Consider the following 15,218-nt stretch of genomic DNA (forward strand, 5'->3'; position numbering starts at 1 on the left):
CCTTGACGTATCAAGACCACATCAGCACGATGACGGGGGCCGCCGGGGCGGCCAGACCCGTACGAGCCGCCCGAAGGAGCCGATCCGTGACATTGGCGACCGCGACGAAGCGGTCAGCGCGAGGCGCACCGGGAAAGAGACCATCGGACCACGGTGCGTGGTTCCTCGTGCTGCCCGCGCTGATCCCGATCCTCGTCCTCAGCGTCGGCCCCCTCCTCTACGGCATCGCGCTGGCCTTCACCGACTCCCAGTCGGGCCGCACCGCGCCCACCCAGTGGATCGGCGCCCTCAACTTCAAGGACCTGCTCCACGACACGCTCTTCTGGGACTCGTTCCGGATCGGCCTGCTGTGGGCGTTCGGCGTCACCGTGCCGCAGTTCCTGCTCGCGCTCGGCCTCGCCCTGCTGCTCAACCAGAACCTGCGCTTCCGCTGGCTGGCGCGGGCGCTCGCGATCATCCCCTGGGCGATGCCCGAGGTGGTCGTCGGCATCATGTGGCGCCTCGTCTACCACCCCGACGCGGGCGTGCTCAACGAAACGCTCTCCACCTTCGGCCTCGGGGAGGGCAAGGACTGGCTGACCGGCACCGCCACCGCGCTCTTCGCTGTCATCGTCGTCGGCGTCTGGGCGGGCATGCCGCAGACCACCGTCGCCCTGCTCGCCGGGTTGCAGAACACCCCGCGCGAGCTGCACGAAGCGGCCGCGATGGACGGCGCGGGCGCCTGGCGGCGCTTTCGGACGGTGACCTGGCCGGCCATCAAGCCGATCGCCCTCGCCATCACGGCGCTCAACTTCATCTGGAACTTCAACTCCTTCGCCCTGGTCTACGTCCTCACCCAGGGCGGCCCCGGCGGCCGCACCCGCCTGCCCATGCTCTTCGCCTACGAAGAAGCCTTCCGCTACGGCCAGTTCGGCTACGCCGCCGCCATGGGCTGCGTGATGGTCGCCGTGATCTCCGTGCTCCTCGCCCTCTACCTCGTGGGCCGCCTGAAGGGAGACGACGAGACATGATGCGTACGAAGAAGTCCACGCGCGCCGCGCAGTACGTGGCGCTCGCCGCCTACCTCGTCTTCCTCGCCTTCCCGTTCCTGTGGCTGATCTCCACGGCCTTCAAGCCCGCGCGGGAGCTGGGCAGCCTGCACCCCACCTGGATCCCCGAGGACCCGACGCTGGAGAACTTCCGGCAGGCCTTCGACGAGCAGCCGCTCCTGCGGGCCGCCGGGAACTCCCTGATCGCGGCGGTCAGCGCGGCCCTGATCGCGGTCGTCATCGCCACCCCGATGGCGTACGTCATGGCCAGGCACCGCACGCGCCTGGCGAAGGCGGCCACCGGCTGGGTGGTGGTCAGCCAGGCGTTCCCGTTCGTCCTGATCATCATCCCGCTCTTCCTGATCCTGAAGAACCTCCACCTGATCAACTCCCTGCCCGGTCTGATCCTGGTGTACGTGGTGTGGTCGCTGCCCTTCGCGCTGTGGATGCTCGTCGGGTACGTCCGCGCGGTCCCGGCCGAGCTGGAGGAGGCGGCGGCGGTGGACGGCGCGAGCAAGGTGCGGACGTTCGTCTCGGTCGTCGCGCCGCTGCTCGCACCCGGCGTCGTGGCCACGGCGATGTTCGCCTTAATCACCGCGTGGAACGAGTTCTTCTTCGCGCTCGTCCTGCTCAAGACCCCGGAGAAGCAGACGTTGCCGGTCATCCTCAACCGCTTCATCGGCGCGGAGGGCGTCGCGGACCTCGGACCGCTCGCCGCGGCGGCGTTCCTCGCGACCATCCCCTCGCTGGTCATCTTCGCGCTCATCCAGCGGCGGATCACGGGCGGCATGCTGGCGGGGGCGGTGAAGGCCTGATGCGTACCGCACCGCGTCTGCTGACCGCCGCGGCCACCGCGCTCGCCCTCCTGCTCACCGGATGCGGCGGCGGCTCCGAGGACGACGACGGGAAGATCACGCTCCGCTTCCAGTCTCTGGCGTGGCAGAAGGAGTCCGTCGACGCCAACAAGGCCCTCGTCGAGGAGTGGAACGCCACCCACCCCGACGTCAAGGTCGAGTACGTCCAGGGCAGTTGGGACAGCGTCCACGATCAGCTGCTCACCTCCTTCGAGGGCGGCGAGGCGCCGGACATCATCCATGACGCCTCCGACGACCTCGCCGACTTCGCGTACGGCGGCTATCTCGCGGACCTCGGCGAGCTGCTCCCCGACCGGCTGAAGTCCGACATCCCGAAGCGCAGCTGGCAGACCACGACGTTCGGGGGCAAGGTCTACGGGGTGCCGTTCCTCCAGGAGCCGCGCGTCCTGATCGCCAACACGAGGTGGCTGAAGAAGTCGGGCGTACGGATCCCGACGCCCGACAAGCCGTGGAGCTGGGAGGAGTTCAGGGACGTCACCAAGGAGCTCGGCGACGGCGAGGACGGGAAGTACGGCGTCGCCTGGCCGCTGAAGGAGCCGGTCTCCGCGACGCTCAACCTCTCCCTGTCGGCGGGCGGACAGATGTTCCACCGCGGTGCGGACGGCAAGGTCGACGTCCGCTTCGGCGAGGCCGACGAGATCATGCCCCGTACGGTCCACGACCAGGTCAACAGCGACAAGAGCGCCAGCGGTACGACCCTCGGCATGGGCGGCTCCGACACCCTGCCCGGCTTCTTCGGAGGGAAGTACGCGATGGTCCCGCTCGGCTTCTCCTACCGCCAGCAGATCGTCCAGCAGGCCCCCAAGGGCTTCGACTGGCAGGTGCTTCCCGCGCCCGCCGGGGACGAGGGGCTCGCGCAGGGCGTCAGCCCGCAGACCTTGTCCGTCGCGCAGGACAGCCCGCACAAGAAGGAGGCGGCCGAGTTCATCGACTTCTTCCTCCAGCCGGAGAACATGGTGAGGCTGGCGCGCGGGGACTGGATGCTGCCGACCGGCGAGCAGGCGCTGAAGGACCCGGCGCTGCGCACCGAGAAGCACGACTGGGCGGTGGGCGCGGCCCTGGCGAAGGACCTGCGCTCGGCGCCCGCCCAGTCGGTGCGGGGCTATCCGGAGTGGAAGGACAAGGTCGCCACCCCGGCGTTCCAGGAGTACTACAGCGGGGCGATCGGCCTGGACGAGCTGCGCGAACGCCTGGTGAAGGACGGCAATCTGGTCCTGGCGCGCTATCAGCGGTAGGGCTGAGCGAGGGGCCCGCGGCGAGCTGGGTCTGCCCTAGCGGGCTCGCGGCGCGGTCTCAGTCGACGTCCGGCTTCTCCGCCGAGAAGAGCCAGGTCTCGAAGAGGTCCGAGAGGTCCCGCCCCGACTTCTTCTCGCACAGCGCGATGAACTGCTCGGTGTCGGCGTTCCCGTGCCGGTGCTCACGCGTCCAGGCGCGCAGGATACCGAAGAAGGTCCGGTCGCCCACGGCCTCGCGCAGCTGGTGCAGCGTCATGGCGCCACGCCCGTACACGGGTGCGTCGGAGACCCGGGTGGCGGTCGGCGGGTCGGCGGCCGGGAAGTCCCAGATGCCCTCGCTCTCCTCGTGCGTGCCGTCGTAGAAGGAGTCGAACGTCTCCTGCGCGGTGCGGTGTCCGTGCTCCTCGTCCCACAGCCACTCGGCGTAGGTCGCGAAGCCCTCGTTCAGCCACATGTCCTGCCAGGCGCGGGGCGTGACGGAGTTGCCGAACCACTGGTGGGCCAGTTCGTGGACGACCAGGGTGGTGTCGGGCGCCTCCTGGAAGTACGGCTTGGTCTGCGTCTCCAGGGCGTAGCCGAGGTCGGGGAGGTGGTCGACGACGGCGCCGGCCGAGGAGAAGGGGTAGGGGCCGAAGCGGTCTGTGGCCCACTCGATGACCTCGGGCACCAGGTCGGGGACGTCGACGGGCCCGTCCGCCTCGTCGGGGTCGACGGCCGTGTAGAGGGGCAGGCCGTCGTCCGTCGTGCTGGTGGAGATGTCGAAGACGCCGGTGACGACGCTCGCGACGTAGCTCGCCATGGGCTCGGGGTTGTGCCAGCGGAAGGTGGTGCGCTTGCCGCGCTGCCGTGTCTCGCGCAGCGTTCCGTTGCTGACCGCGGTGTAGTCGGAGGGCACGGTGACGTCGATGTCGTACGTCGCCTTGTCGGACGGGTGATGGTTGCCGGGGAACCAGGTCATGGAGCCGGTGGGCTCGCCGAGCGCCGCCACGCCGTCGTCCGTCTCGATCCAGCCCTCTTCGCCGCCGTCGCCCGCCGTGAACACTCGGGGTGTCCCGCCGTACCGGACGGTCGTCTTGAAGGTCTCCCCCTTGCCGATGGGCCGCGCGGGGGTGAGCGTCAGCTTCTTCTCCCACCTGCTGAAGCGGGCCTCGGAGCCGTCGACGGCGGCGTGGCGCACGCGCAGGCCCGCGAGGTCCAGGCTGAAGCGGGACAGGTCCTGGGTGGCCCGCGCGGTGATCACCGCGGTGCCGGTCAGGGCGTTGTCGTCGGGGGCGTAGTCCAGGGTCAGGGAGTAGTGCGCGACGTCGTAGCCGCCGTTGCCGAGCGCCGGGAACAGGTGGTCGTCGACGCCGGTCGCACCGGGGCGCGCCGGGTCCTCGGAGCGGTCCGACGAGGTCGTGCAGGCGGCCGTCGCGGTGAGGAGCAGGGCGAGGAGAAGGGGGACGCGGCGGCGGATGGCAGGCTCCTGAGGGGGCGGGATGGCGAGGTCACAGGCGGCTGTGGGCGAGGCGGTCCCCGCGTGCGTCGAGCAGTACGAGGTCGCGCGCGGTGCCTTCGCCGTCGTCGCCGTCCCACCAGGTGCGCAAGAGCGCGGAGAGGTCCTCGGCGGTGGCCGACCCGGCGGTGAGGTCGGTCCTCACCTCGACGTCGTAGTCGTACGCCTTGTCGGTGCCGGTGAGTTCGACCGTCGCCAGGGCGTGCGCGTGGCGGGCGGTGCGGGACTCGTCGGTCTCGCGGGCCCAGGAGCGGAACTGTTCGAGGAGACGGTGTTCGGGCTCCCGTACGGGCTCGGCCGGGGGCTTCGCGGCGCATGCCGACAGGGTGAGGTAGACGGCGCACACCGACAGGGCGAGGCAGACGGTCACGGCGGACGCGAGCACGGCGGGGCGGCGCGGGAGGAGGCGGTCGCTCCCCGCGTACGGGCGGTTCATGGCGTCGCCTCCGTCCGCTCGTCCACCGTCGTTCACCCAGGTAGACGGGCCACGGCACCGTGAGGTTGCCGCCGCCCGCTCGTTCCTGCGTGGTCTTCCGCGGGGGAGGAGCGCGCCGCCGCGCGAGGCGTCACACCGCGACCGACTCCTCCATCTCCTCTTCCTGGGCCTCCCGCGCGTCGGCGGCCGCGCGCGGGGCGGTGGCAAGGGCCGCCGCGGCCCGCTGCCGTCGCTCCCGGAGCGCCGCCACGCCGACGAGCAGCAGACCGAGCACCAGCCACGCGAGCAGCGTCACGACGTGCCGCCCGAGGTCGTGGCCGCCGAAGTAGAGGTGGCCGCGGATGCCCTCGACGAAGCCCGCGCCGTTCCAGAAGGAGTGCAGCGAGCCGAAGAAGCCGTTCTGGAGTTCGGGCCGGAAGAGGCCGCCGGACGTCGTGAAGTTGAGCATCACGAAGAGCACCATCATCGCCAGTGTCGTCCAGCGCTTGAGGAACGTATGCAGTCCCACGCCGATGAAGAGGACCCCGGCGGAGTAGAGCCAGGACATCGCCCACACGCCCCAGAGGCCCTGGTGCGCGAGGTGGAAGACCGGCCCCGCGAGCGCCGCGCCGATCAGGCTGACGGCGAAGGAGACACCGACGACGAGGCCCGCGCGGACCCGCATCCGCAGTCCCGCGCCCGCCGCGCCGAGCACGGCCACGGACGCGTAGGAGCCGATGCTGACCGCGACGAGCAGGAAGAACAGGCCCTGGCCCGTGGGATCGTCGGCGACCGGCGCCGCGACATCGGTGACCTTGAGCGGGACGCCCTGCTCCGCCGCGACCGGCGTGAAGATCTTCTGCACCGCCAGCGCACTCATGTCGGACCCGGCGGAGGCCACGATCAGCTCGGGCGACTTGGCGTCGGGGACGTAGGCCCCGGCGATGTCGAGGGACTTGAGCGCGTCGACGGCCTGCTCGCGGTCCGCGAGGGTGCGCACGTCGAGCGCGTCGCCCGCCTTGTCCTTGACGGTCTGCGCCAAGACCTGCGTCCGCGGACCCGAGCCGACGACGGCGATCGGCATGTCGTTCGGCTCCGGCGTCACGAACGCGCCCATGTAGGCGAGACCCATGCCGAGGCACATCAGCAGGGGCGTCACCAGATGGAGGAGGACGTGGCGCAGCACGTCGCGGGTGCGGGGTGCGGCTTCCGCGGTGGCGGACATGGGAAGTGCTCCGATTGATCGAGATTGGTTGGCATATACAACTGACTCTGATGTTGTACTCTACAACCATTCGCGGAGAGGGAGAAATCGTGACCGATCGAGACAGTCCCCAACCCGACGTACGGGACGAGTCAATCGAGATCATTCAGCGCGAGATGACGGCCTTCGCCCGACGGGCACGGGCCACCGCCGGACGGATGCACCCCGAGCTGTCACTCGTCTCGTTCACCCTGCTCGGCCACCTGGAAGACCAGGGCGGCTGCCGGGCCACGGACCTGGCCGCGCACTACACCCTCGACAAGTCGACGATCAGCAGACAGGTGGGCGCGCTGGAGAAGGCCGGACTCGTCGAGCGGCGGCTCGACCCGGCCGATCACCGGGTCCATGTGTTGCACCTCACTGACCGTGGCCGTGACGTGCTGGTGCAGGTCGCCGCCGCGCGCCGGATCGCGTTCCGGGAGCGCCTGGCGGAGTGGGACGGGCCCGATCTGGCGCGGTTCGCGGAGTATCTGCGGCGCTACAACGAGGCCGGGGTAACGCTGAGGTAACGCGGCACTGTCCTGGTAGGGCCATCGACTCATCCCGCATGGATGACCATTACCCCCCGTGAAAGGTTGCACAGCGTAGATCTTGTACCTTGCGTGAACCCCTCCCTAGCGTGAGATGAACTTTCGTCGAATGCCAGGAAGTTGACCCCCATGCGTCGAGACATACCGCCCCTCGCCGAGGTGCGCCGCATCACTCAGAAGAAGCGCGACGCGTGGTGGACCGTGTTGCTTGTCGACCCGGTCGCCACGCCGCTCGTGCGGTTCACCGCGATGCGCACGAGAATCACGCCCAACCAGATCACGTGGGGCGCGTTCCTTCTCGGTCTCGGCTCCGCCGCGTGCTTCGCGCTCGGTGACTGGAAGTGGCTCGCTCTCGGCGCCGTCATCTACCACCTCAGCTTCATCCTCGACTGCATGGACGGCAAGATCGCCCGCCTCACCGGGCAGGGCTCGGTCTTCGGCGCCTGGCTCGACTTCGTCTTCGACCGGATCCGCGTCATGGTGTGCGGCGTCGCCCTGATGGGCGGCCAGTACGACCGCACGGGCGACACCCTCTACATCTGGCTGGCGCTCGCCGTCGTGGCGCTCGACACCCTGCGTTACATCAACTCGCTGGAGATCTTCAAGATCCGCCACTCCATGCGCAAGCAGATCAAGTCGCGCATGCGGGCCGCGCGGCGCGCGCAGAACCAGGCGGAGCTGGCCTTCATGGAGGACCTGCTGCGCGACAACCCCTCGGCGGACATCGAGCAGGACCTCCAGCGCGCGGCGGGCGAGGCCGCGTACGACCCGGAGCCGGCCGAGGGGACCGGTGCCGACGGGGAGGCGGCACCGGCCGCCCCCAGGCCCCAGGTGATCGACCTGCACCAGGAGTTCCGGCGGAAGTTCCCCGCCTATCTGCGGGCCCGCTCGTTCCTGCTGCGCCACCGCATACGCGCACACCTGGTGAGCGGCATCGAGTTCCAGATGGGCGTCTTCATGATCGGCCCGCTCTTCGACGTGGTGGTGCCCGCGACGATCGTCTCCGGCGCGCTCCTGCTCGTCTTCGAACTGGCCATCATCTACAAGCTGCTGCTCTCGACGAGGGACTTCACGCGGACCATCGACTCCTTCGAGGAGCAGAAGGTCCCCGCCGCGGCATAGTCCGCGCTCCGTACGCGCGACACCGGGCGGGCTGGAATCTCCAGCCCGCCCGGTGTCGTGTCCGGCCCGGTGTTGTGTCCGGCTCGGCGTCGTCTCCCGCCCGGTGTCGCGCGTGGGGCGCAAAGAGCTTGCTGTTACCCGGAGTTGGGGCGTTTGAGCGGCGAGATGTCCGTTCCGGTGCTCCAGGTCCCGTTTGTTATTACGAAAGCTTGTTGAACAAGTCACAGCTGTATGTAGGTATTGATCTGCGCGCGTCAATCGGTCAGGGTTTCGTCCCAACACCCGGAGATCTTCCGGGCGTCAGGGCGCGTCGCGGCGAACTTGCCGTCACGGCACGCCCTGGGCAAGACAGCTGAATACCCCCCACATCCCCCCACACAGCACTGAGGAGACCCCTCTTCATGGCAACTCACAAGCGTGCCCGCACGATGAAGCTCACCGCCGCGATAGCCACCACCGCCACCGCGGTCGGCGTGACGGTCTTCGCCACCTCCTTCGCCGGTGCGGCCACCCCCGCCGAGGGCAAGGTCTACGGCGCGGACGCCAAGGGCGCCGTCGCCGGCAGCTACATCGTGATGCTCGACGAGAAGGCCGACAAGGACGCCAAGTCCGACCTCGCCGAGGAGTACGGCGGCGAGCTGAAGCGGAACTACTCCTCCGCCCTCAACGGCTTCTCCGCCAAGGGCCTGAGCGAGACCGAGGCCAAGCGCCTGGCCGCCGACCCGGCCGTCGGCAAGGTCGTCCAGTCGAAGAAGTTCACCATCGACGCCACCCAGGACAACCCGCCGTCGTGGGGCCTGGACCGCATCGACCAGGCGGACACCGCCGCCGACAGCAAGTACACCTACCCGGACGCCGCGGGCGAGGGCGTCACCGCGTACGTCATCGACACGGGCGTCCGCGTCAGCCACAAGGACTTCGGCGGCCGCGCCACCTCCGGCTTCGACGCCATCGACAACGACGACAACGCCGACGACGGCAACGGCCACGGCACGCACGTCGCCGGGACCATCGCCGGCGAGTCGCACGGCGTCGCCAAGAAGGCGAAGATCGTCGCGGTCCGCGTCCTGGACGACCAGGGCTCGGGCACCACCGAGCAGGTCGTCGCGGGCATCGACTGGGTCACCAAGAACCACCAGGGCCCCTCCGTCGCCAACATGAGCCTCGGTGGCGGCGCGGACGAGGCGCTCGACGCCGCCGTCCAGAAGGCCATCGCCGCGGGCGTCACCTTCGCGGTGGCCGCGGGCAACGAGTCGGCCGACGCCTCCCAGGGCTCCCCGGCCCGCGTGAAGGAGGCCATCACGGTCGCCTCCTCCACCAAGGACGACCAGCAGTCGGACTTCTCCAACTTCGGTTCCTCCGTGGACATCTACGCCCCGGGCTCGGACATCACGTCCGCCTGGAACACCGGTGACGACGCCACCAAGACCATCTCCGGTACGTCGATGGCGACCCCGCACGTCGTGGGCGCCGCCGCCGTCTACGTCGCCGCCCACCCGGACGCCAAGCCCGCCGACGTCGCCAAGGCCCTGACCGACGGCGCCACCCCCGACAAGATCTCCAACCCGAGCGCGGGCACGCCCAACAAGCTCCTGAAGGTCGTCGAGTAACCCTCGCCGCCCGCCGAGCCGCGGCCGTCGTGCCCACCCCCACGGGGCACGGCGGCCGCTTTATGGTGTGCGCATGACGACCAAGACATACGCGGCCCTCCTGCGCGGCATCAACGTGGGCGGCCACAAGAAGGTGCCGATGGCGCGGCTGCGCACCCTCCTGGAGGGGCTCGGGCACGGCGACGTACGGACGTATCTGCAGAGCGGAAACGTGGTCTTCACCGCGGACCGGGGCGACGAGGACTCACTCGCCGCCGAACTGCGGACGGCGATCGAGGAGCACTTCGGCTTCACCGTCGACGTGCTGGTGCGCGACGGCGCGTATCTGCGGGCGGTGGCGGACGCCTGCCCGTTCCCCGCGGCCGATCTCGAGGCGAAGCAGCTCCACGTCACCTACTTCTCCGCGCCGGTCGACGCGGCCCGCTTCGCCGCCATCGACCAACCCGCTTTCCTCCCCGAGGAGTTCAAGCTCGGCGACCGCGCCCTTTATCTCTACGCGCCCGAAGGGCTCGGCCGCTCCAAGCTCGGCGAGCAGCTGTCGCGACCCGCCCTGAACAAGGGTCTCATCGCCACCAGCCGCAACTGGAACACCGTCACCCGACTCGTGGAGATGACCCGTGAGGGCGGCCCGGAAGCCGTGAGGTGAGCAGCAGCGTGGTCCTGCCGTCCTCCTCCGGCACCTCGCGTGCCTGGGTGTAGCCGAGGCGCTTGAGGACGGCGAGGGAGGCGGTGTTCTCCGAGTCCACGGTGGCGTGCACCTCGGCCAGGCCCAGGGACTCATGTCCGTACGAGGTCAGGAGCCGCGCCAGCTCGGTCCCGAGCCCGAGACCCCAGGTCTGTCTGGTCAGGCCGTAGACGATCTCGTGACCGTTGAGCCAGGTCTCGGGCGAGGGCTTGATCTCGGCGTGCCCGACATAGCGCCCCTCGTGACGGACCGCCCACACGGGAAAGCGCTCCTCGGCGTAGACGAGATCGAATATCCGACCGAACAGCGCCCGGTCCTCCGCCGCGCTCTGCATCCCGTCCCCGAACCAGCGGCCCACGGCCTCGTCCTGGAACAGCGCCACGAAGTCCGCCTCGTCGGCGGTGGCATAGGCGGAGAGGGCAAGGCGTTCGGACCGCAGTTCGGGTGTCATCCGCGTGACGGTAGGGGCGAGAGGTGGGCGAGGCAAGCGGTTTACCCCACCGTGCGGGGGAGTCCGATGGGGTTGGGGTAGGGCAGGATGCCGGAGTTCTGCACGGCCCGGGACGCCGGATGGAGGGTGGCGAGGAGATTGTCGAGCACCGGGGCGGGGAGCGGGCGCAGCAGCCGGTCCGTCAGGCGATCCGTGTCGTCCTCGATCAACTCCCGTTCCGTCAGCCCCCGGTCCGTCACCCGGCCCGCCGGGTCGATGAGCCCGCGGCCGCGCAGACGGTCCACGGAGACCTCCCACTCCTCCTCGCTCCACCCGCGGTCCTGGCGGATACGGGCCGTGTCCACCCGGCCCGTCGCGGCGGCCAGCGCGAGGGCCTCGCGGGCGTCCAGGCCGTGGTCGGCGAGCACCGAGATATGCGCGTCCCCCCGGAACTCGCGTACGCACGTGGCCAGTTGCCACAGCCGCTCGACCGGATCGGCGCGGTCCGCCAGATCGCGGTTGGCGGCGAACAGCGGGCGGGCCAGCGGCGGGGCGTCCGCGACGAGCGCGGTCAGCGGCGGATTGGCCGACGTCGTCAGTATGGCGATGTCCGGAAGGAGTTGGCGCAGGGCGCGGGCCGCGAGCCGGGCCCGCTCCTCGACGACCCGGTCCGGTGAGGCGTACTCCCACGCCGAGGGGAGGGCGCGCGCCACCATGCCCGGCGCGAAGACACCGAGCGCCGCCGACGCGACGCCGGGCCCCACCCGGCCCATCGGGGCGGTACGGGCGGCGAAGTACCCCATCCAGAAGCCCTTGAGGCCCACCGCCCGGCCGAGGCCGCGGCAGCGCTCCTCGAAGTAGATCACCGCGTGCAGAGGTTCGGTCCGCAGCCACAGCGTGCGGGAACGGCTCGGGGTCATGGACCCACAAGCTAGGCCAGTGCGGGAATCCGCGCCAGAGGAGCAACAGGGCAGGTGTCCGGCGCGTACGTCTCGTCGTAGCGCCGTACCAGCAGCCGCGCCACCTCGGGCGCCGGACCGAGGACGTCAGCCAGTACGTCGGCCTCCGCCGCGCCCCGCGCGATGCGGTCCGGCAGGAACCCGGGCGCGAGGACGTAGGGCGCCACGGCCACCTGACGTACGCCCGGCACGGCACGCAGTGCGCGCACGGCGTCCTCGGTGCGCGGCAGGGATGCGGAGGCGAACGCAGGCCGCACGGCACACCAACCGGTGAGCCGCCACTCCCGCGCGATTTCAGCGATCACTGCGATCGCCTCCGGGTCGGATGACCCCGCCGAGGCCAGCACGACCCCGGTCGAGGACTTGTCGGCGGGGTCGAGCCCCGCCTCGTACAACCGCTGCTCCAGGGCCGAGAGGAGGAGCGGGGAGGGGCCGAGGACCGCGGCCTGGCGGATGCGCAGGGCCGCGGGCGCCGCGCGCAGCACCGCCGGGATGTCCGCCTTCGCGTGGAACGCGCGCGTCAGCAGCAGCGGCAGCGCCACGACGTCCCGTACCCCTTCGGCCGCGAGCCGCTCCAGGACGCCCGGTACGGAAGGGGCGTTGAAGTCCAGGAAGCCCGTCTCCACCCGCAGCCCCGGGCGCAGCGACCGCACCCGGCGCGCCAGCGCGTGCACGGTCTCGGCGTGCCGCGGGTCACGGCTGCCGTGGGCGATGACGAGGAGCACGGGTCGGTACATGGCGTGTCAGCTCTTCACGAGGAGGCCGCGGCCGCGCAGCACGCGCCGCTCCAACGGGCTGAAGATGAGCAGGTCGATGGCGATGCCGACGATCAGGATGAGGAAGATGGCCAGGAAGATCATGGGCATGGAGCTGGCGTTGCGGCCGTTCTCCAGGAGCTGCCCGAGGCCCACGCCCAGCTCCGGCGAGGACGCGATGATCTCGGCGGCCATCAGGGACCGCCAGGAGAACGCCCAGCCCTGCTTGAGCCCCGCGAGATAGCCGGGCAGCGCCGCCGGGAGGACGATGTGCCAGGTGTGCCTGAGGCCCGTGGCGCCGAGCGTGCGGCCCGCGCGCAGGAAGAGCGGCGGCACCTGGTCGACGCCCGACACCAGGCCGTTGGCGATGGAGGGCACGGCGCCGAGCAGGATCACCGCGTACATCATCTTGTTCTCCAGGCCCAGCCAGAGCACGGCCGGCGGCACCCACGCCACCGACGGCAGCGACTGGAGTCCGGAGAGGATCGGGCCGATCGCGGCCCTGATGAACCGCACCCGGGCGACGATCAGGCCGAGCGGCGTACCGATCGCGAGGGCGAACACGAAGCCGAGCAGCCCGCGCGAGACGGACGTCCAGATGTAGTCCAGGAGCGTGCCCTGGAGCCAGGCCTCGCGCACCTCGTTCCAGACCGCGGACGGCGAGGGCAGCTTGCTCGGGTCGTCGACGACCTTGAAGGAGACCAGCGCCTGCCAGACCACGAGGACGAGCAGCACCGCGGTGAGCGGCGGCAGCACCTTCTGCACCAGGACCTGGCGCACGGGCGTGCGGACGGGACCCGCGGTCGTCTCCAGCGCGTCGAGCCCCGCCTCGAGACCGGCGAGGTCCTGACTGTCCCCGGCCTCCTTCGTCTCAGTGCTGGCCATGGCGGCGGATCTCCCCACGCAGTTGTTCGGTGATCTCGACGGACAGTTCCGCCACTGCGGAGTCCTCGATGCGGCGCGGGTGCGGGATGTCGACCCGCCACTCGTGCGCCACCCGGCCGGGACGCGACGAGAGGAGCACGACGCGCTGGGCGAGGCGCACGGCCTCGCGGACGTTGTGCGTGACGAAGAGGACGGAGACGTTCGTCTCGCGCCAGATGCGGGTCAGCTCGTCGTGCAGCACATCGCGCGTGATCGCGTCCAGCGCGGCGAACGGCTCGTCCATCAGCAGGAGCCTGCTGTCCTGCGCGAGCGCGCGGGCCAGCGCCACGCGCTGGCGCATGCCGCCGGACAGCTCGTGCACGCGCTTGCCGTACGCGCCGTGCAGCCGGACGAGTTCCAGCAGCTCCTCGGCTTTCGGGCGGCGCTCCGCCTTCGGTACGCCGCGCAGCTTCAGGGCGAGTTCGATGTTCTTGCCCGCGGTCAGCCACGGGAAGAGCGCGTGCTCCTGGAACATCAGGGCCGGGCGGCCGTCCGTCGCGATGGTGCCCGCCGACGGCTTGTCGAGCCCGGCCACCAGGTTGAGCAGAGTCGACTTCCCGCAGCCCGACGCGCCCAGGAGGGTGACGAACTCACCCGGCGCGACATCGAGCGTGATGTCGTCGAGGACGAGCTGGGACCCGGCGGGGCCGGTGAAGGACTTCGATACGTGCTCGATCCGGGCGGCGTGCGTTGTCTCGGCGCGGATCTCCTCCGCGGCCTTGGCGAGGGTGGTCGCCATGGTCGTCACCTCCTGGGAACTGGTCGTCTGCCGGGCTTACTTGACGCCGAGGCCGGCGTCGGCGACCGGGGAGCCGCCCTCGGCCCGAAGGACCTTGTTCAGCGGGCCGAGGTCGTAGATGCCCTTGAGGTCGGGCTCTTCCAGGAGGCCGGCCTTGACCGCGTGGTCCGCCTCCGCTTCGAGGGTGGCGGCCAGCGGGTCGTTGGTCGTCCGGATCGACTTCCACGCCGGGTCGAGCACCTCGGCGGGGAGCGCCTTGCCGGAGTCCGCCTTGAGCTGGGCGTTCGCGGCGGCCTTCGCCTTGTCCGGGTTCTTCTCGATCCAGGCGTTGGTCCGTACGGCGCCGCGCAGCACGGCCTCGACGACCTTGGGGTGATCCTTCAGGAAGCTCTGCTTCACGATGATGTTCGTGATCACGAACTTCTTGTCCGGCCAGAGGTCGGCCTCGTCGAGGAGCACCTTGCCGCCCTCGGCCACCAGCTTGGACGCGGTCGGCTCGGGCACCCAGGCACCGTCGATGGAACCGGACTTGTAGGCGTCCGGGGTGATCTTGTTGTCGGTGCGGACCACCGACACATCGCCCTTGCCGCTCTGCGCGTCGACGTCCCAGCCCTGCTCCGCGATCCAGTTGAGGAAGGCCACGTCCTGGGTGTTGCCGAGCTGCGGCGTCGCGATCTTCTTGCCCTTGACGTCGTCCAGGGACTTGATCTTCTTGGGGTTCACCACGAGCTTCACGCCACCGGAGGCCGAACCGCCGATGATGCGCAGGTTCTTCCCCCCGGACTTGGTGTAGCCGTTGATGGCGGGTGACGGGCCGATCCAGCCGATGTCGATGGAGCCCGCGTTCAGCGCCTCGATCTCCGAGGGGCCGGCGTTGAACTGCGAGTACTTCGCCTCCGTGCCGCCCAGCTCCTTCTGGAACAGGCCCTCGCGGTTGCCGACGAGCGCGGTGGCGTGGGTCAGGTTCGGGAAGTAACCGATCTTCACGCTGTCCAGGCCGTCGATCTTCTTCGCACCCGCGGCGACCTTGGACTTGCCGTCCTCGTCCGTCGCCTCGGAGCCGTAACCGCAGGCGCCGAGCGCCAGGGCCAGCAGGGGCAGGGCTGCCAGGGCGGCGAGCCGGGTACGCGGTGCAGGCACGGGAGGTGTTCC

At 70.2% G+C, this 15,218-nt stretch carries 16 protein-coding genes; 7 read left to right on the forward strand and 9 right to left on the reverse strand.

From position 1 onward, the window contains the following. The first annotated feature begins 86 nt into the window (after positions 1 to 86). From DMA15_RS29435 to DMA15_RS29445, 3 genes are read left to right on the forward strand one after another with little or no spacing between them, the layout of a single operon-like run. Positions 87 to 1,010: a sugar ABC transporter permease gene (locus DMA15_RS29435; protein ID WP_125515752.1), complete on the forward strand. Its 924-nt coding sequence runs from the start codon at positions 87 to 89 to the stop codon at positions 1,008 to 1,010. Beyond that, positions 1,010 to 1,843, forward strand: a complete 834-nt coding sequence (locus tag DMA15_RS29440; RefSeq protein WP_125518073.1) for a carbohydrate ABC transporter permease — start codon at positions 1,010 to 1,012, stop codon at positions 1,841 to 1,843. Before DMA15_RS29435 ends, DMA15_RS29440 begins: the two co-directional genes overlap by 1 nt. Further along, entirely contained in the window at positions 1,843 to 3,138 is a 1,296-nt protein-coding gene (locus tag DMA15_RS29445) for a sugar ABC transporter substrate-binding protein (RefSeq protein ID WP_206302868.1), read from the forward strand. The genes DMA15_RS29440 and DMA15_RS29445 overlap by 1 nt, the downstream gene beginning before the upstream one ends. 58 nt (positions 3,139 to 3,196) lie before the next feature. Here DMA15_RS29445 and DMA15_RS29450 read toward each other — a convergent pair whose 3' ends face one another. From DMA15_RS29450 to DMA15_RS29460, 3 genes are all read right to left on the reverse strand, one after another. Next, a complete protein-coding gene (locus tag DMA15_RS29450; RefSeq protein WP_346428950.1) occupies positions 3,197 to 4,618 on the reverse strand; it encodes a M1 family metallopeptidase in 1,422 nt (473 codons plus the stop codon). Between the two features lie 7 nt (positions 4,619 to 4,625). Then, positions 4,626 to 5,069: a hypothetical protein gene (locus DMA15_RS29455; protein WP_125515754.1), complete on the reverse strand. Its 444-nt coding sequence runs from the start codon at positions 5,067 to 5,069 to the stop codon at positions 4,626 to 4,628. Between the two features lie 130 nt (positions 5,070 to 5,199). Next, positions 5,200 to 6,273, reverse strand: coding sequence for a hypothetical protein (locus DMA15_RS29460; RefSeq protein WP_125515755.1), 1,074 nt, complete (start codon positions 6,271 to 6,273; stop codon positions 5,200 to 5,202). Between the two features lie 155 nt (positions 6,274 to 6,428). On the opposite strand from DMA15_RS29460, the gene DMA15_RS29465 reads away from it, so the two are divergent. From DMA15_RS29465 to DMA15_RS29480, 4 genes are all read left to right on the forward strand, one after another. Continuing rightward, positions 6,429 to 6,821 carry a MarR family winged helix-turn-helix transcriptional regulator gene (locus DMA15_RS29465; RefSeq protein WP_240660290.1) on the forward strand — a complete coding sequence of 131 codons (393 nt, stop codon included), beginning with the start codon at positions 6,429 to 6,431 and terminating at the stop codon, positions 6,819 to 6,821. Positions 6,822 to 6,971: 150 nt separating this feature from the next. Further along, positions 6,972 to 7,964, forward strand: coding sequence for a CDP-alcohol phosphatidyltransferase family protein (locus DMA15_RS29470; protein ID WP_125515757.1), 993 nt, complete (start codon positions 6,972 to 6,974; stop codon positions 7,962 to 7,964). Positions 7,965 to 8,365: 401 nt separating this feature from the next. Next, complete coding sequence (locus tag DMA15_RS29475) at positions 8,366 to 9,574, forward strand: S8 family peptidase (protein ID WP_125515758.1); 1,209 nt, start codon at positions 8,366 to 8,368, stop codon at positions 9,572 to 9,574. A 73-nt stretch (positions 9,575 to 9,647) separates the two neighbouring features. Beyond that, entirely contained in the window at positions 9,648 to 10,220 is a 573-nt protein-coding gene (locus DMA15_RS29480; protein WP_125515759.1) for a DUF1697 domain-containing protein, read from the forward strand. Here DMA15_RS29480 and DMA15_RS29485 read toward each other — a convergent pair. From DMA15_RS29485 to DMA15_RS29510, 6 genes are read right to left on the reverse strand one after another with little or no spacing between them, the layout of a single operon-like run. Beyond that, on the reverse strand, positions 10,168 to 10,710 hold the full coding sequence (locus DMA15_RS29485; RefSeq protein ID WP_125515760.1) for a GNAT family N-acetyltransferase: 543 nt from the start codon (positions 10,708 to 10,710) through the stop codon (positions 10,168 to 10,170). The two genes, DMA15_RS29480 and DMA15_RS29485, sit on opposite strands and share 53 nt — an antisense overlap. A 41-nt stretch (positions 10,711 to 10,751) precedes the next feature. Continuing rightward, positions 10,752 to 11,609 (reverse strand): hypothetical protein, encoded by an 858-nt coding sequence (locus tag DMA15_RS29490; RefSeq protein ID WP_125515761.1) that lies wholly within the window; start codon positions 11,607 to 11,609, stop codon positions 10,752 to 10,754. Between the two features lie 11 nt (positions 11,610 to 11,620). Continuing rightward, a complete protein-coding gene (locus tag DMA15_RS29495) occupies positions 11,621 to 12,385 on the reverse strand; it encodes a sirohydrochlorin chelatase (protein ID WP_125515762.1) in 765 nt (254 codons plus the stop codon). A gap of 6 nt (positions 12,386 to 12,391) precedes the next feature. Next, the gene (locus tag DMA15_RS29500; protein ID WP_125515763.1) at positions 12,392 to 13,288 is read right to left on the reverse strand and encodes an ABC transporter permease; all 897 of its coding nucleotides are present in this window, start codon (positions 13,286 to 13,288) and stop codon (positions 12,392 to 12,394) included. Next, the gene (locus tag DMA15_RS29505) at positions 13,275 to 14,066 is read right to left on the reverse strand and encodes an ABC transporter ATP-binding protein (RefSeq protein WP_030787918.1); all 792 of its coding nucleotides are present in this window, start codon (positions 14,064 to 14,066) and stop codon (positions 13,275 to 13,277) included. The genes DMA15_RS29500 and DMA15_RS29505 overlap by 14 nt, the downstream gene beginning before the upstream one ends. A gap of 36 nt (positions 14,067 to 14,102) precedes the next feature. Next, positions 14,103 to 15,206, reverse strand: a complete 1,104-nt coding sequence (locus DMA15_RS29510) for an aliphatic sulfonate ABC transporter substrate-binding protein (protein WP_125515764.1) — start codon at positions 15,204 to 15,206, stop codon at positions 14,103 to 14,105. Positions 15,207 to 15,218 lie beyond the last annotated feature (12 nt).

The organism is Streptomyces sp. WAC 01529, assembly GCF_003945545.1.
GTDB lineage: Bacteria > Actinomycetota > Actinomycetes > Streptomycetales > Streptomycetaceae > Streptomyces > Streptomyces anatolicus.

Coding starts and splice junctions, on each gene's coding strand:
- DMA15_RS29470 (WP_125515757.1), top strand. CDS start 6,972: ATGCGTCGAGACATACCGCCCCTCGCCGAGGTGCGCCGCATCACTCAG.
- DMA15_RS29495 (WP_125515762.1), bottom strand. CDS start 12,385: ATGTACCGACCCGTGCTCCTCGTCATCGCCCACGGCAGCCGTGACCCG.
- DMA15_RS29490 (WP_125515761.1), bottom strand. CDS start 11,609: ATGACCCCGAGCCGTTCCCGCACGCTGTGGCTGCGGACCGAACCTCTG.
- DMA15_RS29475 (WP_125515758.1), top strand. CDS start 8,366: ATGGCAACTCACAAGCGTGCCCGCACGATGAAGCTCACCGCCGCGATA.
- DMA15_RS29480 (WP_125515759.1), top strand. CDS start 9,648: ATGACGACCAAGACATACGCGGCCCTCCTGCGCGGCATCAACGTGGGC.
- DMA15_RS29505 (WP_030787918.1), bottom strand. CDS start 14,066: ATGGCGACCACCCTCGCCAAGGCCGCGGAGGAGATCCGCGCCGAGACA.
- DMA15_RS29500 (WP_125515763.1), bottom strand. CDS start 13,288: ATGGCCAGCACTGAGACGAAGGAGGCCGGGGACAGTCAGGACCTCGCC.
- DMA15_RS29455 (WP_125515754.1), bottom strand. CDS start 5,069: ATGAACCGCCCGTACGCGGGGAGCGACCGCCTCCTCCCGCGCCGCCCC.
- DMA15_RS29445 (WP_206302868.1), top strand. CDS start 1,843: ATGCGTACCGCACCGCGTCTGCTGACCGCCGCGGCCACCGCGCTCGCC.
- DMA15_RS29465 (WP_240660290.1), top strand. CDS start 6,429: ATGACGGCCTTCGCCCGACGGGCACGGGCCACCGCCGGACGGATGCAC.
- DMA15_RS29440 (WP_125518073.1), top strand. CDS start 1,010: ATGCGTACGAAGAAGTCCACGCGCGCCGCGCAGTACGTGGCGCTCGCC.
- DMA15_RS29485 (WP_125515760.1), bottom strand. CDS start 10,710: ATGACACCCGAACTGCGGTCCGAACGCCTTGCCCTCTCCGCCTATGCC.
- DMA15_RS29460 (WP_125515755.1), bottom strand. CDS start 6,273: ATGTCCGCCACCGCGGAAGCCGCACCCCGCACCCGCGACGTGCTGCGC.